Annotated in this window: 21 protein-coding genes and 2 riboswitches; of the genes, 5 read left to right on the top strand and 16 right to left on the bottom strand. The window is 65.7% G+C overall.

Annotated elements, in window-relative coordinates; all coding sequences use genetic code 11:
* Window positions 1-71: 71 nt before the first annotated feature.
* The 5 genes from E4P29_RS18565 to metE all read right to left on the bottom strand — a co-directional run bounded on the left by E4P29_RS18565 (window position 72) and on the right by metE (window position 5,515).
* Window positions 72-1,067: an NADP-dependent oxidoreductase gene (locus E4P29_RS18565; RefSeq protein WP_135046633.1), complete on the bottom strand. Its 996-nt coding sequence runs from the start codon at window positions 1,065-1,067 to the stop codon at window positions 72-74.
* A gap of 11 nt (window positions 1,068-1,078) precedes the next feature.
* Window positions 1,079-1,504, bottom strand: coding sequence for an organic hydroperoxide resistance protein (locus E4P29_RS18560; RefSeq protein ID WP_032365872.1), 426 nt, complete (start codon window positions 1,502-1,504; stop codon window positions 1,079-1,081).
* Window positions 1,501-1,959: a MarR family winged helix-turn-helix transcriptional regulator gene (locus E4P29_RS18555; RefSeq protein ID WP_135046632.1), complete on the bottom strand. Its 459-nt coding sequence runs from the start codon at window positions 1,957-1,959 to the stop codon at window positions 1,501-1,503. Before E4P29_RS18555 ends, E4P29_RS18560 begins: the two co-directional genes overlap by 4 nt.
* Before the next feature lie 132 nt (window positions 1,960-2,091).
* Window positions 2,092-3,147 carry an iron-siderophore ABC transporter substrate-binding protein gene (locus E4P29_RS18550; RefSeq protein ID WP_135046631.1) on the bottom strand — a complete coding sequence of 352 codons (1,056 nt, stop codon included), beginning with the start codon at window positions 3,145-3,147 and terminating at the stop codon, window positions 2,092-2,094.
* A 100-nt stretch (window positions 3,148-3,247) separates the two neighbouring features.
* The gene (metE, locus tag E4P29_RS18545) at window positions 3,248-5,515 is read right to left on the bottom strand and encodes a 5-methyltetrahydropteroyltriglutamate--homocysteine S-methyltransferase (RefSeq protein ID WP_135046630.1); all 2,268 of its coding nucleotides are present in this window, start codon (window positions 5,513-5,515) and stop codon (window positions 3,248-3,250) included.
* 128 nt (window positions 5,516-5,643) lie between these two features.
* Window positions 5,644-5,853: riboswitch (cobalamin riboswitch) on the bottom strand.
* A 237-nt stretch (window positions 5,854-6,090) separates the two neighbouring features.
* On the opposite strand from metE, the gene E4P29_RS18540 reads away from it, so the two are divergent.
* Window positions 6,091-7,182 (top strand): 3-deoxy-7-phosphoheptulonate synthase, encoded by a 1,092-nt coding sequence (locus tag E4P29_RS18540; RefSeq protein WP_135046629.1) that lies wholly within the window; start codon window positions 6,091-6,093, stop codon window positions 7,180-7,182.
* A gap of 11 nt (window positions 7,183-7,193) precedes the next feature.
* Here E4P29_RS18540 and E4P29_RS18535 read toward each other — a convergent pair whose 3' ends face one another.
* Window positions 7,194-7,814, bottom strand: coding sequence for an alpha-ketoglutarate-dependent dioxygenase AlkB (locus tag E4P29_RS18535; RefSeq protein WP_135046628.1), 621 nt, complete (start codon window positions 7,812-7,814; stop codon window positions 7,194-7,196).
* Between the two features lie 58 nt (window positions 7,815-7,872).
* Here E4P29_RS18535 and E4P29_RS18530 point away from each other — a divergent pair, with 58 nt between their 5' ends.
* Window positions 7,873-8,298, top strand: a complete 426-nt coding sequence (locus tag E4P29_RS18530) for a VOC family protein (RefSeq protein ID WP_135046627.1) — start codon at window positions 7,873-7,875, stop codon at window positions 8,296-8,298.
* A 12-nt stretch (window positions 8,299-8,310) separates the two neighbouring features.
* On the opposite strand, the gene E4P29_RS18525 is transcribed toward E4P29_RS18530, so the two are convergent.
* Window positions 8,311-9,330, bottom strand: a complete 1,020-nt coding sequence (locus tag E4P29_RS18525) for an AraC family transcriptional regulator (RefSeq protein WP_135046626.1) — start codon at window positions 9,328-9,330, stop codon at window positions 8,311-8,313.
* Window positions 9,327-10,499: a pyridoxal phosphate-dependent aminotransferase gene (locus tag E4P29_RS18520; RefSeq protein WP_135046625.1), complete on the bottom strand. Its 1,173-nt coding sequence runs from the start codon at window positions 10,497-10,499 to the stop codon at window positions 9,327-9,329. Before E4P29_RS18520 ends, E4P29_RS18525 begins: the two co-directional genes overlap by 4 nt.
* A 62-nt stretch (window positions 10,500-10,561) precedes the next feature.
* Here E4P29_RS18520 and E4P29_RS18515 point away from each other — a divergent pair, with 62 nt between their 5' ends.
* Window positions 10,562-11,548 carry an LLM class F420-dependent oxidoreductase gene (locus E4P29_RS18515; protein ID WP_135046624.1) on the top strand — a complete coding sequence of 329 codons (987 nt, stop codon included), beginning with the start codon at window positions 10,562-10,564 and terminating at the stop codon, window positions 11,546-11,548.
* Here the strand turns inward: E4P29_RS18515 and E4P29_RS18510 are convergent.
* The 3 genes from E4P29_RS18510 to E4P29_RS18500 all read right to left on the bottom strand — a co-directional run bounded on the left by E4P29_RS18510 (window position 11,529) and on the right by E4P29_RS18500 (window position 16,295).
* Window positions 11,529-12,218: a DUF3239 domain-containing protein gene (locus tag E4P29_RS18510; protein ID WP_167735530.1), complete on the bottom strand. Its 690-nt coding sequence runs from the start codon at window positions 12,216-12,218 to the stop codon at window positions 11,529-11,531. The genes E4P29_RS18515 and E4P29_RS18510 overlap by 20 nt on opposite strands.
* 40 nt (window positions 12,219-12,258) lie before the next feature.
* A complete protein-coding gene (locus E4P29_RS18505; RefSeq protein WP_135046623.1) occupies window positions 12,259-13,914 on the bottom strand; it encodes a DNA repair helicase XPB in 1,656 nt (551 codons plus the stop codon).
* Between the two features lie 89 nt (window positions 13,915-14,003).
* Window positions 14,004-16,295 (bottom strand): helicase-associated domain-containing protein, encoded by a 2,292-nt coding sequence (locus E4P29_RS18500; RefSeq protein ID WP_135046622.1) that lies wholly within the window; start codon window positions 16,293-16,295, stop codon window positions 14,004-14,006.
* A gap of 61 nt (window positions 16,296-16,356) precedes the next feature.
* On the opposite strand from E4P29_RS18500, the gene E4P29_RS18495 reads away from it, so the two are divergent.
* Window positions 16,357-16,545, top strand: coding sequence for a hypothetical protein (locus E4P29_RS18495; RefSeq protein WP_008719333.1), 189 nt, complete (start codon window positions 16,357-16,359; stop codon window positions 16,543-16,545).
* 79 nt (window positions 16,546-16,624) lie between these two features.
* Here the strand turns inward: E4P29_RS18495 and E4P29_RS18490 are convergent, their stop codons facing one another.
* The 3 genes from E4P29_RS18490 to E4P29_RS18475 form a co-directional block, all read right to left on the bottom strand.
* On the bottom strand, window positions 16,625-17,236 hold the full coding sequence (locus E4P29_RS18490; protein WP_135046621.1) for a transglycosylase family protein: 612 nt from the start codon (window positions 17,234-17,236) through the stop codon (window positions 16,625-16,627).
* An 8-nt stretch (window positions 17,237-17,244) separates the two neighbouring features.
* A riboswitch (cyclic di-AMP (ydaO/yuaA leader) is annotated at window positions 17,245-17,453 on the bottom strand.
* 270 nt (window positions 17,454-17,723) lie between these two features.
* Window positions 17,724-18,098: a YccF domain-containing protein gene (locus E4P29_RS18480; protein ID WP_027495895.1), complete on the bottom strand. Its 375-nt coding sequence runs from the start codon at window positions 18,096-18,098 to the stop codon at window positions 17,724-17,726.
* Window positions 18,099-18,101: 3 nt separating this feature from the next.
* Entirely contained in the window at window positions 18,102-18,320 is a 219-nt protein-coding gene (locus tag E4P29_RS18475) for a hypothetical protein (RefSeq protein WP_135046620.1), read from the bottom strand.
* A 191-nt stretch (window positions 18,321-18,511) separates the two neighbouring features.
* Here E4P29_RS18475 and E4P29_RS18470 point away from each other — a divergent pair, with 191 nt between their 5' ends.
* The gene (locus tag E4P29_RS18470; protein WP_167327283.1) at window positions 18,512-18,928 is read left to right on the top strand and encodes a cold-shock protein; all 417 of its coding nucleotides are present in this window, start codon (window positions 18,512-18,514) and stop codon (window positions 18,926-18,928) included.
* Window positions 18,929-18,931: 3 nt separating this feature from the next.
* Here E4P29_RS18470 and E4P29_RS18465 read toward each other — a convergent pair whose 3' ends face one another.
* Window positions 18,932-19,444 carry a DUF2771 domain-containing protein gene (locus E4P29_RS18465; protein ID WP_135046619.1) on the bottom strand — a complete coding sequence of 171 codons (513 nt, stop codon included), beginning with the start codon at window positions 19,442-19,444 and terminating at the stop codon, window positions 18,932-18,934.
* The gene (locus E4P29_RS18460) at window positions 19,441-21,144 is read right to left on the bottom strand and encodes an MFS transporter (RefSeq protein WP_209205459.1); all 1,704 of its coding nucleotides are present in this window, start codon (window positions 21,142-21,144) and stop codon (window positions 19,441-19,443) included. The genes E4P29_RS18465 and E4P29_RS18460 overlap by 4 nt, the downstream gene beginning before the upstream one ends.
* Window positions 21,145-21,147: the final 3 nt, after the last annotated feature.

Genomic DNA, 21,147 nt, shown 5'->3' with positions numbered 1-21,147 from the left:
CGCATGGAAACACCCCGGTCGGAATTCCCGACCGGGGTGTGGACTGCGGTGACGCGCCGTGCTGGCCCGACCTAGATGGTGACGACCATCTTGCCGGTGTTCTCGCCCTTCATCAGTCCGATGAAGGCGGCCGGAGCATTGTCGAGGCCTTCGACGACCGTCTCGTCGAATTCGATTGCGCCACTGGCGAGCCAGTCCGTCATCTTCGCGCGGAATTCCTCGGTGAGGTGCGCGTACGAACCGACGATGAAGCCCTTCAACGTCAACTCCTTGCCGATGGCGAGGGCGAGATTGCGCGGAGCCGGAGTCGGCTCGGTCGAGTTGTACTGAGCGATGGCTCCGCACATGGCAATTCGGCCGTGCTTGTTCATCGACCCGATAGCAGCTTCGAGATGGTCACCGCCGACGTTGTCGAAGTACACGTCGATGCCATCGGGAGCTGCCTGCCGGAGCTGTTCGGCGACAGGGCCGTCGTGGTAGTCGAATGCCGCGTCGAACCCGAGCTCGAGCAAGCGGGCCACCTTGGCGGGGGATCCGGCACTACCGATGACGCGAGATGCGCCGAGCGCCTTGGCAATCTGTCCGACGAGCGAGCCGACGGCTCCGGCGGCACCGGAGACGAACACGACGTCCCCCTTCTGGAACGACGCCACCGCGGTCAGACCCGCATACGCTGTGGTGCCGGTCATTCCGAGTGCGCTCAGGTATGCCGATGCTTTCGCTGCGCCGAGGTCGACTTTGCTGGCTCCCTGGGCCGGGACGATGGCGAGATCGCGCCATCCCTTGCCGTGCACAACAGCGTCGCCGACTGCGAAACCGTCGGCCTTGGATTCGACGACCTCGCCGACGGCACCGCCGTCGAGCGGCGCATCGAGCTGGAACGGCGGGACGTACGACTTCACGTCGTTCATCCGGCCACGCATGTACGGATCGACCGACATCACGATATTGCGGACGAGGATCTGCCCGTCCTGCAGTTCGGGAAGGTCGACGACCTCCGCGCGAAAGTTGTCTTCGGTCGGCCAGCCTTGTGGGCGGGACGCGAGGTGAATTTCGTGTGCCTTCATGGTGATGATTCCTACTCGTCTTCGGTGACTGTGACGGTGACGTCGATGTTGCCGCGGGTGGCGTTGGAGTACGGGCAGACCTGATGGGCCTTGTCGGCCAGGGCCTGCGCGTTTTCGCGGCTCAGGTTGGGCAGAGTCACCTCGAGGGTGACCGCGAGCTGGAAGCCGCCTTGGTCGTTGGGGCCGATGTCGACGCGAGCGCCGACGGCCGAATCGGTGACGTCGGCCTTGTCCTGACGCGCCACCATCTGCAGTGCGGAGTGGAAGCATGCGGCGTAGCCGGCTGCGAAGAGCTGCTCGGGATTGGTGCCGTTTCCGCTGCCGCCCATGGCCTCCGGGATGGCGAGATCGAGGTCGAGACGTCCGTCGGAGGTACGGGCGTGGCCGTTACGGCCTTCGCCGGTGGCGAGTGCCTCTGCGGTGTAGATGGTCTTCATGATTCTCCTTCTGTCGTGCTCGAATCGGTGTGATGCAAAGCGCTCGTCAACGCGTCGAGCGATTCTTTGAGTTTGACGAGATCGCCGAAATCCATGCCGGTCTTCTCGGCGAGTTTGCGTGGCAGGTCGAGTGCCTCTGCGCGCATGGCACTTCCGGTCTCCGTGAGGTGGATCTCGACGCGACGCTCGTCAGTGCTCAGGCGTCGACGCTCGACGAAGCCGAGCCCTTCGAGTCGCTTGAGCATCGGCGAGAGCGTGCCGGTGTCGAGATCGAGCTCGGCGCAGATGTCCTTGACGCCGCGACCGTCCTTCTCCCACAACACCAGTAACACGAGGTACTGCGGGTATGTGACGCCCAACTTTTCGAGCATCGGGCGATACACCGCGGTAGTAGCCCGCGAAGCGGAGTACAGCGCGAAGCACACCTGACGATCGAGTGCGAGTTCGTTGGTCACGAGAAGAACGGTAGCGCACGTTTAAGTTGTGCGCAACCTATCTGCCCGATGTGAGTGGAACTTCGTAGCCTGCTAGAAGTCGGGAGTGGAGCCTGCGGAACGACCGGTCAGGCTCCGTCACTCACATGGGGGTCAGCTCTGCAGGGCGTTCTTCAGGCCGTCGAGCACGATGGTCGCCGCCGTGGGGCCTGCGTTCAGGTACCACGGGTCGTCGTCGACGCGCACGATGTGGTTCTGCGTTGCCGCGCTCATCCCGGTCCACAGCGGATTGGTGGTGTACGACGCGGCACTCGAATCGGCTCTTGCATCCTGGCTGGAGACGAACACCCAATCGGCGTTCGCCAACTGGATCTCTTCCTCGCTGAAGTCCTGCGACGTCTTGTCGAACTGCTGGCTCTGCGGTCGCGCCAGCCCGGCGTCCCAGGCGATGAATCCCGCGAACGACGCGACGCCGAACACGCGAGCCCGGTCTGCGGTGAAGCGGACGAACGACACCGTCGGAGCGCCCTTGGATCCGCCGCCGTTGGAGACCGAATCACCCAGTGCGCGAGCGTCGGACGCGAACGTGTCCAGGAAATCCTGTGCCTGCTCGGTGCGGCCCAGTGCGTCCGCGAGAAGAAGGAAGTCCTGCTTCCAGTTCACGCCGGTGCCCTCGGTCAGCACGGTCGGCGCGATGGCCGACAGGGTCGGGTAGATGTCTTCCGAGCCGGTCTTGTTGGCCAGGATGAGGTCGGGTTCGGCGGCGGCGATGGCCTCGATGTCGACGCTCTGGCGGTTGCCCAGATCTGCCATCTGCGTCAGTTGGTCCGCGTACTGGGGGAACGAGAAGCTGATGTAGTCGGGCACCAGATCGGCACCGTCGCCGTAGGCCGCACCGGTGGGGATCACGCCCAGCGTCAACGCCGCGTCGAGCTGGCCGGTGGCGATCACCACGACCTTTTTCGGCTCAGCGGGGATGTCGGTTGATCCGCCGAAATGCCCGACGGTGCGCGGGAACTCGCCGTCGGCGGCACCCGAACCCATCCCGTCGGGTATGCCGGTGGGGCCCGGCGTGTCCGATGCGGCGTCGGTACTGCTGGAGGTGGCAGGGGTTACGGTGCTCGGCGTCTGCTCGCCGCTGTCGCCGCACGCGACGGTGGTCAGGGCTGCGACTGCGACGAGGGCGGTGGCGACGAGCAGACGTTTCACTTCGATCTCTTTCACCGAGCGGGCATGGATAGGTAACCCTAGCCTGGCGACCACGTGAGCGGAACTTCGTAGCAGGGGTCGAAGTTCCGCTCACATGGGGTCAGCGCAGCGCTGCCGCGGCCAGCACCATGTTTCTCAACGACTGTTCGACCTCGGCCGGGCCCCGTGTCTTGAGCCCACAGTCCGGGTTGACCCAGAGCCGTTCGAGGGGCACTGCCCTGACTGCCGCACGGAGCGAGTCGGTGATCTCGTCCACCGTCGGTACCCGCGGCGAATGAATGTCGTAGACACCGGGTCCCACGTCGAGAGCGAAACCGACCGCAGTGAGGTCATCGAGCACCTCCATGTGCGAGCGCGCAGCCTCGATGGATGTCACGTCGGCGTCGAGTGCGACGATGGCGTCGATGACCTCACCGAACTCGGAATAGCACAGGTGGGTATGGATCTGTGTCGCGTCGGAGACGCCGGACGTAGCGATCCGAAAGGATCGGACGGCCCAATCCAGATACGCTGCAGTGTCTTTCGAGCGCAGCGGTAGCAATTCGCGGAGCGCGGGCTCGTCCACCTGGACGATGCGGATCCCCGCCGACTCCAGGTCGATCGTCTCGTCTCGAATGGCCGAGGCGATCTGAGCTGCCGACTCGGCCGCCGGTATGTCGTCTCGGACGAACGACCACGCGAGAATCGTCACCGGACCGGTCAACATTCCCTTGACCGGTTTGTCGGTCAGCGACTGCGCGTACGTCGACCACTCCACCGTCATCGGTGCCGGGCGCGAGACGTCGCCGTACAGGATCGGTGGTCGCACGCATCGTGATCCGTACGACTGCACCCAGCCGTTGGCGGTCACGACGAAACCGTCGAGTTGCTCGGCGAAGTACTGCACCATGTCGTTTCGTTCGGGCTCGCCGTGGACGAGCACGTCCAGCCCCAGACGCTCCTGTAGCGCAACGACATCGGCGATCTCCTCGCGCATCTGTCGCACGTACTCCGCTTGGTCGACGGTTCCGCTGCGCAGCGCCGCCCGGGCGAGGCGGATCTTGCTCGTCTGCGGGAAGGAGCCGATGGTCGTCGTCGGCAGAACAGGGAGCGAGAGATGCTCGGCCTGTGCGACGCGACGGACGTCTCCTGGGCTGCGGTCACGGCCGGCCGCGCCGGTCACGCGCGCACGGATTGTCGGATCGTGCAGTCGTGCATCGTGGCTCCGCGAATCCAGAGCCGCGCGGGCCGACTCGAATCGGTCCGACCCGAATCGCTCGGTCTCCCCGGCTGTGTCGCCTTGTAGTGCGCGGGCGAGCACCGAGACCTCGGTGATCTTCTCGTTCCCGAACGCCAGCCACGACCGCAGTGTCGGCTCGAGCTGAGGTTCGGCGTCCAGTGAATACGGAACGTGCAGTAGCGAGCACGACGACGACACAGCCACTGCGCGTGCATGTCTGCCGACCTCGTGCAATGTTTCGAGCGCGGCGTCGAGATCGGTGCGCCAGATGTTGCGTCCGTCGACGACGCCGGCCACGACGAGCATCGACGAGGTAGCAGGAGTAGCCGCAAGTTGCTCGGCCGCACCGGGAACGGTCAGATCGAGTGCCAGGCCCTCGATCCCGGTGGACGCCACTGCGGGCAGCGCGTCGCCCAGGTCGCCGAAGTAGGACGCCAGCAGAATGGCCGGGCGGGTCTGCGAGGCTGCGAGTTGCTCGAAGCATCGGGTTGCCGCTGCGACAGTCTCGTGGTCGAGGTCGCGCACCAGCGCCGGTTCGTCGATCTGGACCCACTCGGCTCCGGCTGCGGTGAGGAGTTCGAGCAGACGGGCGTAGAGCGGAATCAGTTCGTCGACCCGTTCCAGCAGCGAATCGGAGGAGCCGACGGACTTGGACAGCAACAGGAAGGTGATCGGCCCGATGATCACCGGACGTGCCGGGATGCCCAGTGCGCGAGCCTCGTTCACCTCGCCGAGCACCTTGTTCGGGTGCAGGGAGAACGTGGTCTCGGGCGAGATCTCGGGCACGAGGTAGTGGTAATTGGTGTCGAACCATTTGGTCATTTCGAGCGGGGCGATGGTCTGGGTGCCGCGGGCCGCGGCGAAGTACCGATCGAGTTCGCCCTCGACCGCCTCGACCCGCGGCGGCAGAGCTCCCAGGAGTGCCGCAGTGTCGAGCATCTGGTCGTAGTACGAAAAGGTGTTCACCGGAACGGAATCGAGCCCGGCTGCGAGTGTGCGCCAATCGTTCTCACGAAGAATTTTCGCGACCTCTTCGAGGGCTGCGGCATCGAGCCTTCCGGCCCAATAGGATTCGACGGCTTTCTTCAGTTCTCGGTTGGGTCCGATGCGAGCCGAACCGAGCACGGTGGCAGTGAAATCGTGGTTCACAGTTGATCTCCAGGTGACTGCAAGTGGGTGGTGCACCGTCTTCACGGGCGCGCAGATCCCGGTGAGCCCTGACCACAGCCGTACCCGGGTTACGCGCCCATTCCACGAGGCGGTGAACCGCTGCACACGGCGTGCACAGCACAGAGGGCAGGTATTCGGACTTGCAGGCGTGCGGACGGAGAGCCCACTCCTACTGGCCGTCGCTTCCCGAAGAGGCTTCTTCAGTGCGTGATGACGGCGGTCGTTCCTGCATACCGCTGCGGGACAGTCCCGGATTCTCACCGGGTTCCCTCTCACGATGCGCCGTGACTGCACGCACCGCTCGACGCCGAGGTGAACTTCGGGGCTCCTCATGACCACCTGGCGAACCGACTGCAGGGACGAGCATAGATGCATCACGGGAGAGTCTGTTACGGTGCTCTCCATGCAGCGCACGTATTTCTGGTTTAGCAGGTCGGCCCCGGGTGGGTCAGCCAGCGACGCCATGCGCTGACCTCCACCCCACGAGCCGGATACAGACCGGCTCGAAGTGCGCGTGGAGCATGCGGAGCCGGCCTGGGAACAGGAAACCTCTCATGACGCTCTCCCTCGACACCCCGTCACTCGACGATCAGCGCACCATCAGCATCAGTCCGCTGGTGGCGCCGTCGGTCGTACGCCGCGAGCATGCGGTCGACGACGCGATCTCGGCGAGTGTTCGCACCGGACGCTCCGGTGTCGTCGACATCCTCGACGGCCGTGACGACCGACTGATCGTCGTGGTCGGCCCGTGTTCGGTGCACGACGCCGACGCCGCCCTCGACTACGCCCGACGCCTTGCCACGACGGCAGCCGAGCTGGGCGACCGACTGCACATCGTCATGCGCGTCTACTTCGAGAAACCGCGAACGACGCTCGGATGGAAGGGTCTGATCAACGATCCGCACCTCGACGGCAGCTTCGACATCAACGAGGGTCTACGAGTGGGACGCCAACTGCTGCTGGATATCTCGGCGCTGGGCTTGCCCGTCGGCTGCGAATTCCTCGACCCGATCACCCCGCAGTACATTGCGGATCTGGTCAGCTACGGTGCCATCGGAGCACGGACCGCGGCCAGCCAGGTGCACCGGCAGCTGTGCAGCGCCTTGTCGATGCCGGTCGGTATCAAGAACTCGACCGAAGGTGACATCCAGGTCGCCGTGGACGGAACCCGCGCCGCCGCGGCGAGCCACGTCTTCCCCGGAACCGATCTCGACGGCAAGGCGGCCTTGATCAGGACCGTCGGAAACCCCGATTGCCACGTCATCCTGCGCGGCGGCGTCGACGGACCGAACTACGACGCCGAGTCCGTGGCCGATACCGTTGCCCGCCTGCGTAAGTCGGGGCTGCCGGAGCGAGTGGTCATCGATGCCAGCCATGGAAACAGCCGCAAGGATCACAACAAGCAGGTGGACGTGGTCACCGACGTGGCCGCCAGGGTCGCGGCCGGCGAGCACGGCATCGTCGGGCTGATGCTCGAGAGCTTCCTCGTCGCGGGGCGTCAGGACCTCGAACTCGGCCACCGGGACGAGCTCGTGTACGGCCAGTCCATCACCGATGCGTGCCTCGATTGGGACACGACGGCAACGCAATTGGCCACTCTCGCGGCGGCCGTCGAGACGCGTCGGGCCTCGAACGCTGCGCGCTGACGCGTGGTGCGCTAGCGAACCCCGCGCGGTCGAAATTGCACGCTGATGCGTGGGCCGACCGCGCGGGTCGACTTGGGAATTGCATGCTCCCAGGTCCGTTGACAGGATCCGCCCATCACCACCAGGTCCCCGTGTCCGAGGGTGAATTTCAGAGAGGTCCCGCCGCCGCGGGGACGGAGCATGAGTTGCCTTGTGGCACCGAGGGATACGATCGCCACCATCGTGTCCTCGGTGGCGCTGCGGCCGATGTTGTCGCCGTGCCAGGCGACGCTGTCGGACCCGTCGCGGTAGTAACACAGTCCCGCGGTGGCGAACGACTCCCCGAGCTCGCTTCGGTAGTGGTCGTCCAGTGCATCGCGGGCCTCGTACAAGGCCGCATGCGGCCAGTGCTCGCGCTCGGCGTAGTACCGAACCAGGCGCGGCACATCGACCACGCGGTCGTACATCTGCCTGCGTTCGGCGCGCCAGTCGACGTGGGTGACCAGCGAATCGAAGAGATCGCTGTCGGACAACCAGCCCGGGCGCACATCGACCCAGGCACCGAGCGTCAGCTCGCGGCGGGTGACGGACTGCAGTGACCCGACGCCACCGTCGTCGTCACCGAACAGCGAACCTTGCATCGCGAGCGACATGACTCGACTGTATCGAACAGGTGTTCCCATTGCCAGCTCCCGGCGGTATCGTTCTCGCATGGGTTACCGATTTCAGGTTGTTGTGGACAGCGTCGACCCGCACGCGCTCGCGGCATGGTGGGCACGGACTCTCGGCTGGCAGGTCGAACCGAGCAACGAAGAGTTCATTCGCGAGATGGTGGCGGCAGGCCACGCCCGAGAGGAGGACACAACCGTGTTCGACGGCGTTCTGGTGTGGCGAGCAGGCCAGGGCATCACCGATCCGGAATCTCCGGGCACCCCGCGGGTGCTGTTTCAGGCGGTGCCCGAATCGAAGTCCGTGAAGAACCGACTGCATCTCGACGTTCGGGTCGGTGACGGACGGGAGGCGGTGGTGAAGGAACTCGAAGGGCGAGGCGCGTCGGTTGTGTATCGCGGGCAGCAAGGGCCCAGCACCTGGATCACCATGACCGATCCCGAGGGCAACGAGTTCTGCGTCAGCTGATCGCGCGGAGCTCTATCGATACGCGCCGGGAGTTTGCCCGGTCCAGCGCTTGAAGGCCCGGCGGAATGCGCTCGGCTCGGAGAAGCCCAGGCGGGCCGAGATGTCGTCCACGCTGTCGCCGCGGCTCAACCCCGAGATGGCAGCATCGCGCAGAACCTCCTCGCGGAGCTGATTGATGGAGGTGCCTTCCTGGCGAAGGACGCGGCGCAGATGCGGCGGGCTGATGTTGAGCATGGCCGCAATCTCTTCGGTAGCCGGCGTACCGCCTCTGAATCCGGTCTCCAGTGCCCTTCGAACCTGGCTCGACGCAGTGCTGTCGTAGTCCCTCGACGAGAACAACAGGTTGGGTGACTCCGCAAGGTACTCGGCCAGTGTCGCCTCGGTCTGCACTATCGGTGCACGCATGAGCGCAGTATCGAATTCCAGTGCGGCACGGTCGGATCCGAACTGCACATGAGTTCCGAAAATGGTGTCGTACATCTTTCCGGCCTCGGGCCCGGGCAATGCGTAGGGCAACCGAACCGACAGCAGTTTGACGCGGTTACCGATCAGCCACGCCGCGAACCGATGCAGCAGAATCAGCAGGAAGTCGGTCAGCAATCGCTCGGCGAGCTCGTTCGCTTCGGGGCTGAGGTCGGTCGTGGCTTCGACGTGCACCGTCAGGACCGTCGACTGCTCGGTTCGATCCAGCGTCATCGGTTTCACCGGAATGAGTACGCGCATGGTCTCGGACATTCGAATCAGCGCTGCCCACAGATTCTCCGTGTGTATCAACGTCTGGCACACCACCCGAAAACTGCCGCGCCGCACAGGAACTGCGGCGAGTCCGAAGAGTTCGTCGCCGGTCATCGCCCACACGGCCTGGGTGAACGCGGTGACCTGTCGGGTGGTGAGTCGCTCCGCCGGGTCGTCGAGAATGGTGGTTCCGATTCCGGCCATCGACAACGGGTACGTCAGGTCCACTCCGCCGTTGGCCGCGAGGTCGACGGCTTGCCTGACGAAGTACGCCGGAATCGTCGGTTGCGCAGTCACAATCGCCGTAACCTCTCGGCGGCATCGGCGAGCACGTGGTCCTGCTTGCAGAAAGCGAAGCGCACCAACGAATTCCACGGTGCAGGTTCGTCGACGAAGGCAGTCACCGGTACAGCGGCGACGCCGACGAGATCGGGCAGGGTACGGCAGAACTCGTACGCATCACCGCGGCCGATCGGTGCGATATCTGCGCACACGAAATACGTTCCGGCACTGTGCTTGACGTCCGCGCCCGCCTCGATCAGTGCCGCGGACAGCATGTCTCGCTTGCGCTGCAGACCGTCGCGCATGGCGGCGATCCATGCCTGCTCGTGACCGAGTGCGTACGCGACGGCGGGCTGGAACGGGGTACCGCCGACGAAACTCATGAACTGCTTGGCGGCGCGCACCGCATCGATCAGCTCTTTCGGACCGAGCGCCCACCCGGTCTTCCAGCCGGTGGCGTTGAACGTCTTCGCGGCACTGGACACGGTGACGGTCCGCTCGAACATGCCCGGCAGCGTCGCGATGGGGGTGTGCACACCGTCGTCGAAGATCAAGTGCTCGTACACCTCGTCGGTGAGCACGAGCAGGTCGTGGGCGATCGCGATCTCGGAGATGCGGATCATCGTCTCGCGATCGAACACGGTGCCGGTGGGATTGTGCGGCGAGTTGACGATCAGCATCCGCGTTCGTGGCCCTACGGCGCGCTCGAGGGCGTCGGTGTCGACGGTCCATCCGCTGCCGTCGGTGACCAGGGGTACCGCCGTGCGAGTGGCCCCGGCCAACGCCACAGCGGCGGCGTAGGAGTCGTAGAACGGCTCGATCAACAGCACGTCGTCGCCCGCCTCGATCAAGCCGAGCAGCGTCGCCGAGATGGCCTCGGTGGCACCCACGGTGACGAGAACCTGCGAATCGGGGTCGTACCGAAGTCCGAACCGGGCGTGCCGGTCGTCGGAGATGGCTGCGCGCAGGACCGGCATCCCCGGGCCGGGGGAGTACTGGTTGAGGCCGTTCGCGATGGCGTCCCGCGCGGCCTCGAGCATGGCCGACGGTCCGTCCGTGTCCGGGAATCCCTGCCCCAGATTGACGGCATTCTTCGCCACCGCGAGTGCGGTCATCTCGGCGAAAATGGTCGATGCGAACGGGCGCAACCGGGTCACTGTGCGCGACGGCAACATCTCGGACATTCCTGCAGCGTAGTTCACTCAGCCGTCGCGAGCGTCGGGCCTGCGTCTGTACTGTGCCTGTCATGCGATTCGGAATGTTCGTGCCTCAGGGTTGGCGGCTGGATCTGGTCGGAATCGATCCGGCCCGGCAGTGGAGTGTGCTGCGCGAGCATGCCGTTGCCGCCGAAGCCGGACCATGGGAATCACTGTGGGTCTACGACCACTTCCACACCGTTCCCGTCGCGACGGACGAGGCGACGCACGAGGCCTGGTCGCTGATGTCCGCATTGGCCGCGTCGACCTCGCGTATCCGATTGGGGCAGATGTGTACGGCGATGTCCTACCGCAACCCCGCCTACCTGGCCAAAGTTGCTGCGACAGTGGACATCATCTCCGGTGGTCGGGTCGAGATGGGTATCGGCGGCGGTTGGCACGAGCACGAGTTCCGCGCCTACGGCTACGGATTCCCCTCTGCCGGTGAACGATTGGGTCGCCTCGACGAGGGCGTGCAGATCTTCAAGCAAGCGTGGACCACCGGCGAGGTGTATCTCGACGGCAAGCACTACGAGATCGACGGTGCCGTGGTGCGCCCACTGCCCTTGCAGGAGGGCGGCATCCCACTGTGGATCGCCGGCGGTGGCGAAAAAGTCACACTGAAGATTGCAGCGAAGTACGCGAACTACACCAACTTCGATGGGACCCTCACCGGTTTCGCCGCCAAATCGGCTCTGCTGCGCGATCATTGCGCAACTGTCGGCACGGACTTCGACGCCATTGTCCGCTCGGCCAACTACAACGTGGCCATCGGCTCCACGGAGGCCGAAGTGCAGGAGCGGCTGCGCACTCTCGAGGCTCGACTGACCGAACACGTCGGAGCCGAGAAGGCACACGAGGCATTGGGCGCATACCGCGGAATGCCTGCCGTCGGAACACCCGAGCAGATCGTCGAGAACCTCACCGAACTGCAGCAGCAGGGCATGACGTACGGCATCTTCTACTTTCCCGAAGCCGCCTACGACCGCTCCGGCATCGAACTCTTCGAGCGCGAGGTCATCCCGGCTCTTCAGTAGGTCGCGTCAGGTCCTCGGGCAGATCGGCTGGGTCCACGAGCAGCTGCTGGTTCTTGGCCTTGCGTACCTTCTCCGACAGTCCGATGTTGGCGTGCAGCAGTGCCCATTCGCCCTCGGTGATCTCGGCGGCGGCGCGCGCCAGAACGGCCGCGTCGGTGGTGCCCCAGGCGATCGGCATCGCCGACACCAGCTGCCACGTCCGTCCACCGGTGTTACGGCCGCGATCGGCGAGCACCGACACCGCAGGCACCTCGGCACCGCGTTCGACGGCGTGGCCGGGCAGTGCACGGACGACGCGCGTGATCAGGACGTAGTGCGGCTCGTCGACTCCTGGTTTCGCGACATCGACCAGCGACAGCAACGTCGCGCCGCTCGGCAGCGTCTCGGCCACCACCGCCGGAACCAGATCGCCCCGGGCGTAGAGCGATTCGACGGACCCCATCTTCTTCGGTGCCCACACCATGACCCACAAGGACGTCGCCGCACCGATGCAGAACACGGCTCCGAGGATGTACGACCACGGCGTCGCGATCCAGAAGAACCAGACCCCCAGTGCCAGCAGGACCACTGCCGTGAGCGCCGCGGACATCCGCAGCCGGCGAAGTTCGGTGAACGTCTCGTTGACCGACTTCGCGTGGGCTACGTCTACAGGAAACTCGAATCGGCGCACACTGCTATTCCTAGCATGCCGCCGATCCCGACACGAAGCGTCAGATTGCCGGGCCGAGCAGGTCGTCGGCGTCGGTGATGCGGTAGGCGTACCCCTGCTCGGCGAGGAACCGCTGCCGGTGTGCGGCGTATTCGGCGTCGAGGGTGTCGCGCGAGACCACCGAGTAGAAGTGCGCCTGACCACCGTCGTGTTTCGGCCGAAGCAATCGGCCCAGTCGCTGGGCTTCTTCCTGCCGGGACCCGAACGTTCCCGAAACCTGGACTGCCACCGACGCCTCGGGAAGGTCGATCGAGAAGTTCGCCACCTTGCTCACCACCAGAGTCTGGATCTCACCCTTGCGGAAGGCGTCGAACAGCACCTCGCGTTCCTTGTTCTTGGTCGAGCCCTGGATCACCGGCGCATTCAGGGCTTCACCGAGTTCGTTCAGCTGATCGAGGTACGCGCCGATCACCAACGTCGGAGCGTCCTGGTGTTTGGCAAGGATCGATTTCACGACGGCGATCTTCGTGTGCGCCGTCGAGCAGAGCTTGTAGCGCTCCTCGGGTTCGGCGACCGCGTACGACATGCGCTCGGCGTCGGTGAGGGTGACGCGCACCTCTATGCACTCGGCCGGTGCGATCCACCCCTGTGCCTCGATGTCCTTCCAGGGCGCGTCGTAGCGCTTCGGGCCGATCAGAGAGAAGACGTCGCCCTCACGTCCGTCCTCGCGGACGAGCGTGGCCGTCAAGCCGAGTCGGCGGCGTGACTGCAGGTCGGCTGTCATGCGGAACACCGGTGCGGGGAGCAGGTGCACCTCGTCGTAGATCACCAGACCCCAGTCGCGGGAGTCGAACAGCTCCAGGTGCTTGTACTCACCCTTGGTTCGACGGGTGATGACCTGGTACGTGGCGATTGTCACAGGGCGGATCTCTTTGCGCTCACCCGAATACTCGCCGATCTCCTCCTCGGTGAGCGACGTGCGCGCAATGAGCTCGCGCTTCCACTGCCTGCCGGCAACGGTGTTGGTGACCAGGATCAGCGTGGTGGCCTTGGCCCTGGCCATCGCCGCCGCACCGACCATCGTCTTACCCGCACCACACGGCAGCACGACGACACCGGAGCCACCGGCCCAGAACGAATCCGCGGCCATCTCCTGGTAGTCACGCAGCGTCCACTTGCCGCCCTCGGTATCGAGCTCGATCGGGTGCGCTTCGCCGTCCACGTAGCCGGCGAGGTCCTCGGCAGGCCAGCCGATCTTGAGCAGCATCTGTTTGACGTGGCCGCGTTCGCTCGGATGCACGATGACCGTGTCCTCGTCGACCATCGCGCCGAGCATGGGCGCAATCTTCTTGTGCCGCATCACCTCGGTGAGCACGGCGCGGTCCAGGCTGATCAGCACCAGACCGTGGATCGGGCTCTTGACCAACTGCAACCGGCCGTACCGGGCCATCGTGTCGACGATGTCGACCAGCAACGGCTGGGGTACCGCGTAGCGCGAGAAGTTGACCAATGCGTCGACCACCTGCTCGGCATCGTGACCGGCAGCGCGCGCGTTCCACAGCGCCAGCGGGGTGATGCGGTAGGTGTGCACGTGCTCGGGCGCACGTTCGAGCTCGGCGAACGGTGCGATCGCCGCCCGCGCTGCGCCCGCGAGTTCGTGATCGACCTCGAGCAACAGCGTTTTGTCGGACTGGACGATCAGCGGGCCGTCGGTCACGGTTCCTCCTAGAGACTTCTGCTGCGCTCGAAAGAGCGCAACTTCTCCATTGTCCACAGGTAGGGGCCCGCGTGCACGTGAGCAGTGACTCAGTCCACCAAGGCGACGGAGGTGATGCGGTGCAGAGTGAACCGCCGCACGCCCCCGGTGGCGGGGTCGAACGCGTCGAGTTGGCCGCCGCCGATGCTGATCGGATCGACGATGCGGTGGGTCGCGATGCCCTGTGCGTCGACGTAGCCGATGCTGACGCTGCGCTTGACCTTCGCTGCTGTCTGCAACAGCGTCATCGTCGCCGTGCTGCTCGCGCGAGATCCGTCGGCGCGCACCACCGCACCGCCGTTGCCTGCAGCGCGGTCGGCGGCACGCATTCCGCGTACCAACGACCCGAGCTGCTCGTCGGTGGGAACCGCCGGGGTGCGGAACGTCTGGCGCGGCCGCCGCGCCGACACCCGCGAGCCGCGGGCCCGAAGATCGACGATGGTGCCGGACGAGTCCTCACCCGCGGGCGCGAATCCGGCCCCGGCGAGTACCGACAGCACCTCGGCCAGCGGTGCCTGAGAGATCGCGACGGTCGGAGCGAGTGCACGTAGGGCCAGCGACTCGGCGGCCGGAGAGGCCATCACCTCGGCCAGCAACGCCGGATCCTCGCACCGGACGAACGACGCGGCCACGCCGGCACGGAGTCGGCCGTGACGCCGAGCCACGTCGTCGATCAAATAGGTCAGGGCCTGCGGAACCGGAGTTCGGGAATGGGTCGCGAACAACGAGTGCAACTCCGAGGCCGTCAGGCCCACGTCGAGGGCCCGGCGCAGGCTCGTGTCGCTGATGCGATACATGGTCGCGGCACCCGCCGACTCGACGTCGGCGACGAGCGCGATCCGATCCTGCAGATCCGGTTCGAGCGGTCCCGGTGCCACCAGAGTCAGGTCGGCCTGCACCAACACGTAGTCGATCGGCTCGGGGAGTGCCGCGCGCATGTCGGCCTCGGCGTTGCCGTCGTGCACCAGCGAGCGTCCCGGCGTCGACATCGCGCCGCGCGCGACGATCCCCAGCGCGGTCGCCTCGGCGATGACATGCCCGACGGGTGTCACGCCGAACCGTCCGGACCACCGGGGTCGACGCCACGTCAGGGTGCGGGTGAGGTCGGCGGGCGTCGCGGCGTGTCCACTGCCGAGCTCGGCGAGCAACTCCAGGATCATGCGTCGGTCCCGGGGCGCGGCAGGCGAGCGCACTTCGTCCGACAATGCGGCGATGGGCTTGTCGTTGGGGTCGCGCATACCGATGACCCACGGGGCTCGTGGTGTCTCGATCCAGGCGGAGGCGAGAGTGTGCCAGCGGGCGGCCGGGGCGGCGGCGAGCCACGCGTCGACGGCGGGTGTCGGTGCCCAGTAGTCGTCGCCGGTGTCGGCAGAGGGGACGGGGTCCGGGGTTCCGCTGGAGATCAAATGGGCGGCGGCGAGCAGTTCGACGAGGATGCTCACGCGGTCGTCGTCGAGTCCGGTGGCCTTGGTGATCTTGCGCAGCTCGCGCACTCCGAGCCCGCCGGCCTTGAGGGCAGGAGCCGGTGACGCGGACAGCGCCTCGATGATGGCCACACAGTGCCGCCCGAGCTCGAGTGCCTCACCCGCCGCGGCAGCGTCGACGTCGGCGAGCGCATGTGCCGTGGTCGTCAGCTTCGGCTCGGCGAGTGAGCGGGGATCCGTCATGGGCTCGCCGCGCAAGATCTGACCGACCTGGACGGGGAGTTCGACAGTTTGCTCGTCCAACCAGATCAGCAGGCCTGCGGCGAGCAGTTTCTGCACGGGCCGATCAGGAGGGGTGCCCGGTGCGGCGTCTCGGGTACGGCCGGTGGGCGACGATCTGGCCAGGGTGTCGAGAAGATTGCGTTCGCCGTCCTCGAGTGCGGCCAGCGCCGAGGTGATGTGGGTTTCGGTGAGGGTGTCCACCGGGTCGAGGGCGCGGCCGATGCGCCACGGCACGGCGTCCGCAGCGGTGGCGCTGATCCGGAACCCGGCGGCGTCGCCCCAGACGAGAAAGCGTTCGCGCAGTTGGGACAACGCTTTGTCCACGGCCTTGGCCGGGGCGCGTTTGGCGACGACGGACAGGAGCGTGGCTCTGGTGACCGGACGCTCGTAGGCCTCTTCGATGGCCAGGATCTCGAGCACGGTCAGGGCCAGGGTGTCGAGGGTGTCCGCAGTGTGCAGGATCGACCGGCGTTGCTCGGCCCGGCCGGCCAGCACTGCCAGCGAGGCGGGCGGCGGCGCAGTCAGATCCGGACGCAACGACATGGCCTTGATCAGCTCCGCGTCGGTGCGAGCTGCGATCCACTGAGGCAGATCGGGAGGCATGTCGGTGTGTCGGGGCGCAGTCGTGTCGGTCATCGTCTATCAGATTAGAGACCTGGGCTGGTGCTCGCCGCAGGGCAGGTGTCAAAATGGGCCCATGGTGAACAAGTCGAAGAAGCCCTATGTCGATCCAGGCTGGCCGGAAACCGCTCGCGGTGACCACGCGGTGACCGAACTCTCGTCCGCTCGATCGGGTGGCTTGTCGCCCTTCGGTGAGGACACCGAGTTCCCGCTGCCCGTCGAAGACCTGCCCTACGCCCATCCGGTGACCGTCGTCAATCGCTGACAACGGCACTCGACCACGAGAAAGCCCCCGACATCGTGACGATGTCGGGGGCTTTTCTCGTATGGCGGCCGGTTCTTGCCTACTGGGGCAGGAACGCCTTGTTCGCCTGGTAGAAGCTGACGACCTGCGGATCGAGCTGGATTCCCTGAGCGGCGTTCTGGACGAACGACGCGATCTGGGGATCGTTGGTGATGTTCTGGACGGCGGTGACGATGCCGTTGACGACCTCGGTCGATGCATCGATCGACGGGATCGACGTCAGGTCGGGGAGGGCGGGAACTTCCGGTGCCTTGGGGGTGACCGGAACGCTGCGCTCGGTGGGTGCGCTGCTCAGACCGAGGCTCGAGGAGCAGGAGGGCCATGCGCCCCAGCCCTGCGAGTCGAGAACCTTCTCGGCGACTGCGATCTGCTCTTCACGGCTGGCCTGGTTGGCCGTTGCCGCGTACTGCTGTCCACCGTGTGCGTTCCAGGTGCTGGGGGAGAACTGCAATCCGCCCTGGAAGCCGTTTCCGGTGTTGATGCCCCAGTTGCCGCCTGCTTCACACTGTGCAAGGCGATCCCAGTCGGAATCCGGTGCCGCGTTGGCGGTGCCGGTGAAGGCGATGCCTGCGGTGCCCATGATGGCACCGGTGACGGCCACCTTTGCGACGGTCTTGCCAGTGGTGCTCGGCTTGCGATGACGTCCGCTCATACGAGTTGAAATCCTCTCCACACGCGCCTGCGAGGTCAGCTGTCGGGTTCGGGCTGAGAGGTAGCCCGGCCGTCTCGCTCATTCATGTCGAATGGGCAATTGGGCTTCACCCCAAGGGAACTCGGTGCGGCTTCGTGAGTCGCTACAAGTTCCCGGTTGTCCGTGGAGGACGTGGGTCCCCCGTCCTCGTCCCCTGGGTGATCGTCGAGGGTTGTTCCGGTTCCCGCGGGACGAGGTTTGGCGCTGCGGGCCGGAATTCGGCCGAACTTTCCGGCCGCTGCTGACCGTACTGAAATTCCCGGGTTACGTCACTATTTGGTAACTGTCGATTTATCCGTGTGCCGGCGCCCGTCTCGACAGTCGGATTCGGGTCGCTCGAGTAGGCCCAGCTAGTGGCCGTTCTCGGTGACTGACCCCGTGCTGTTGCCTGTCTGTTACACAAGCGTGATGTGATGGAAGTCACATCGACCGACGGGGTCTCGAAACGTCACCGAACCGCAACGATGTCTTTCCCGAGCGGCATCAGCGAGACCGGGATCAATTTGAGGTTCGCGATCGCCAGCGGAATACCGATGATCGTGATGGCCATCGCGATGGCGGTGACGACATGTGTCAGCGCCAGCCACCACCCGGCGAGGACGAGCCACAGCACGTTACCCACAAGAGCACCCGAACCCGCCCCGGGCTTGTCGACGATCGTCGACCCGAACGGCCACAGGGCGTAGACGCCGATGCGGAACGATGCGATCCCGAACGGAATGGTCACGATCAGGATGCACAGCAGGAGTCCCGCGAAGAAGTAGCCTAGTGCGAGCCACAGTCCACCGAACACGAGCCAGATGACGTTCAAGAGCAATCGCACGGTCTACCGCGCCCGTCTGCCCGAGAGCAGCGTGTACACCAGAGCGAGCACGAATCCAGCGGGTGCCGAGAACATCGCCGTCAGGTACAGGCTCAGTGGCGGCTTGGCGTCGGAGAAGACCGGGAAGAACAGGATCGCGACGATGGCAACGAGGCCGATCGCGAACAGCACCAGCGCGATGCGCAGCAGTGCAGTACTTCGCTTGCGAGTTGATGAGTCCACACCACCACGGTAGTGCGCGGCGTTGTCTCGTGCGAAAAACCGGAATGCCCTATTCGGGGCCTGCGCGCTAGACTGGCGTATTCGCGTCCTGCGTTTTCGTGGGGCGCGAAACTTGTGCACACCGCAAGGTCCCGACATCGGGGCGTGCGGATACGAAACCAAACACAGCAACAGATGAACGGGTGAGCTCAGTGCCGACCGGCAAGGTGAAGTGGTACGACGTCGACAAGGGATTCGGATTCCTCTCGCAGGAGGAAGGCGAGGACGTGTATGTGCGTTCGTCAGCGCTGCCCGAGGGCGTCGACGGCCTCAAAGCCGGCCAGCGCGTCGAATTCGGCATGGCCGCAGGCCGTCGTGGCCCGCAGGCACTGAGCCTGAAGGTTCTCGAGCCTGCCCCGTCGATTCGCCAGAACAGCGGCAGCACCCGCCGCGAGCCCGTGGAGCGCAAGCACACTCCCGACGAACTGCACGGCATGGTCGAGGACATGATCACGTTGCTCGAAGCGACGGTGCAGCCGGAACTGCGCAAGGGTAAGTACCCGGACCGCAAGATTGCTCAGCGCATCTCCGAGGTGGTCCGCGCCGTCGCTCGCGAGCTCGACAGCTGATCGTTACGGCCGCGTGCCGATGGACCAGATCGCGTGGCTGACGAAGCTCTCGGTATTGGTGTCGGTATCGATGATTCCCGTGGGTAGGCGAACCTCGATGCCGAGCAACGTCCGGCCGCTGTCGTCCGTCGTCGGGACGGTGACGCTCAGCCGGGTTCCCGGCTGATTGAACTGGCTGTTCTCCACGCCCGTCCCGCTGTCGTCGCCGTACACCAGCGCCAGTTCCCACGGCGCGGAGTAGACGGCCTCGGGCATCGACAGCTGCACCGTCGGAGCCGATCCCACCTGGATTTCGGCGGTCTCGCCGACGTTGGTGCACAGCGGGTCGCTCACGGCGCAGTACAGGTAGGGCTCGACCTGAACGGCTCGACCGTTGGCGTACGCGGTGACGACCGGTTCCTTGTCGGGCGCTCTGCCGATCAGGACGGCGAGCACACCGACGAACGCGACGGCGATGACGAACAGGCCGGCGGCGATCAGCGACCCGATCTTCTTGGTGCGGGGAGCCAGGTTCACTTGGTCACGTTTTCGCCGTAGGAGCTGTCGGACATTTCTTGTTCGACATGGTCGGGGCGGTTGCCGCCGAACCCGGGTAGCAACGATCTGCCGCGGTACGTCAGGAAGGTCTGCACGAGCCCGATCGTAAGCAACACCGACACCACCGTGAAACCGAGCCAGTACTCGGTGGGAAGCAACACCCCGAGGGTCCCGCCGAGAACCCAGCACAGCTGCATTACGGTTTCCGAGCGGCCGAATCCGGACGCAATGGACTCCGGAGGCAGGTCGGACTGCAGGGACGCGTCGAGCGAGACCTTGGCCAACGCGCTCGCGCTCGACGCGACCAGGGCGGCCACGGCAGCGGTGAGCAAACTGTCCGTGACGGCTGCGACGACGGCGACGACAGTCACCGCGAGTGTGCACCGCAGAACGACCACCGACGGTCGGCCGAGCTTGATCCTGGCTCCGAGTGCGTTGCCGGCGAAGTTGCCGAGACCGGCGGCGGCTCCGACCAGTCCGAGCATCGCGGCCTGCTGGAGCGGCTCGTGTTCGGTGCGTGATTTGGCGACGAACGCGATGTACAGCGTCAGGAATCCGGTGAGAATTCTGATCGTGCCGTTGCCCCAGAGTCCGACGATCACCGCCCGGCCCAGCGGCTGCCTGCGGTTCTTGGCGGCGGTGGCCGGCGGCGGCGTGCGCTTCAGATTCTCGGTCGGGGCACCGCTGCCGGGGTAGTCGCTGCCGTGATGCTGGTCGGCGTGATAGCCGAGGGTGGCCGGAACCTCGCCCTCGGTCACTTCCACCCAGGACGGGATGCGCATGCTCAGGTATGCGCCGAGCACGGTAATCGCGGCGACGAACCACAGCGCACCGGGAGAATCGGCGACGAAGGCGATACCGCCGGCAACAGCCCCTGCGGCGATGGTGCCCCCGAGCAGGCCGAAGACGGTGAGCCTGGAGTTGACGCGGACGAGGTCGATCTCCGGTGGCAGCACCCGCGGCGTCACCGCGCTCTTGAGTACCGCAAACGATTTGCTCAGGACGAGCATGCCCAGTGCCGCTGGATAGAGCACCCAACTGTCGAAGTTGAACACCAACACCACCGCCAGCACGGTACGCAGGCCGAACGAGGTGGCCAGCGCGATGCGTCGACCGTGCTGCAACCGGTCGAGCAACGGGCCGATCAGCGGCGCGATCAGCGCGAACGGCGCGATGGTGATGACCAGGTACAGCGCGACCTTCGTCTTGTCCTCACCGGTAGCCGCAGAGAAGAACAGGGTGTTGGCCAATGCGATCGCCAGGGCCGCGTCGGACGCGAAGTTCGCCATCGTCGCGTAGGTCAGTGCAGTCAACCCGGATTTGTCGGCCCCGTCCGCTTTGGCGGCCCGCTGGAACGAGGCGATGCCCTTGCCGGTCAGCTCCCGCCCACGCATCGCCGCGACGCGGGTGACCGTGAGCTTCTTGGGCATCGGTGGTGGCTTACGCCCGCCGGTTCGGCCCCGCGCCGCAGTGATCTGCTGAGTGCGCGCCGGGTGCAGCGGCGGCAACGGTTGGCGGCGGCTCGGAACATGGCCGGCGGCGCTGGGGTCGGCCGGTGGGTAGTTGACGAAACCGGGATGCTCCGAGCTCTGTTCATCAGCGGTTGAGTGACCGGTTTCTGTGCCAGCGCCCGAGTTTTCCGCACCTGGCGTGGGGTGGGGGAGTCGCGGATCGGTCACGGC

The sequence above is a fragment of the Rhodococcus sp. 1R11 genome (assembly GCF_004563845.1).
Lineage (GTDB): Bacteria > Actinomycetota > Actinomycetes > Mycobacteriales > Mycobacteriaceae > Rhodococcoides.
The sequence above is the reverse complement of the archived record's forward strand: the minus strand, read 5'-3'. Positions and strand labels throughout refer to the sequence as shown.

Bases quoted from the DNA above. Each gene is read 5' to 3' on its own strand.
- E4P29_RS18495 (WP_008719333.1), top strand. From the start codon at position 16,357: ATGGTGAACAAGTCGAAGAAGCCCTATGTCGATCCAGGCTGGCCGGAA.
- E4P29_RS18500 (WP_135046622.1), bottom strand. From the start codon at position 16,295: ATGACCGACACGACTGCGCCCCGACACACCGACATGCCTCCCGATCTG.
- E4P29_RS18520 (WP_135046625.1), bottom strand. From the start codon at position 10,499: ATGTCCGAGATGTTGCCGTCGCGCACAGTGACCCGGTTGCGCCCGTTC.
- E4P29_RS18490 (WP_135046621.1), bottom strand. From the start codon at position 17,236: ATGAGCGGACGTCATCGCAAGCCGAGCACCACTGGCAAGACCGTCGCA.
- E4P29_RS18535 (WP_135046628.1), bottom strand. From the start codon at position 7,814: ATGTCGCTCGCGATGCAAGGTTCGCTGTTCGGTGACGACGACGGTGGC.
- E4P29_RS18540 (WP_135046629.1), top strand. From the start codon at position 6,091: ATGACGCTCTCCCTCGACACCCCGTCACTCGACGATCAGCGCACCATC.
- E4P29_RS18530 (WP_135046627.1), top strand. From the start codon at position 7,873: ATGGGTTACCGATTTCAGGTTGTTGTGGACAGCGTCGACCCGCACGCG.
- E4P29_RS18515 (WP_135046624.1), top strand. From the start codon at position 10,562: ATGCGATTCGGAATGTTCGTGCCTCAGGGTTGGCGGCTGGATCTGGTC.
- E4P29_RS18560 (WP_032365872.1), bottom strand. From the start codon at position 1,504: ATGAAGACCATCTACACCGCAGAGGCACTCGCCACCGGCGAAGGCCGT.
- E4P29_RS18565 (WP_135046633.1), bottom strand. From the start codon at position 1,067: ATGAAGGCACACGAAATTCACCTCGCGTCCCGCCCACAAGGCTGGCCG.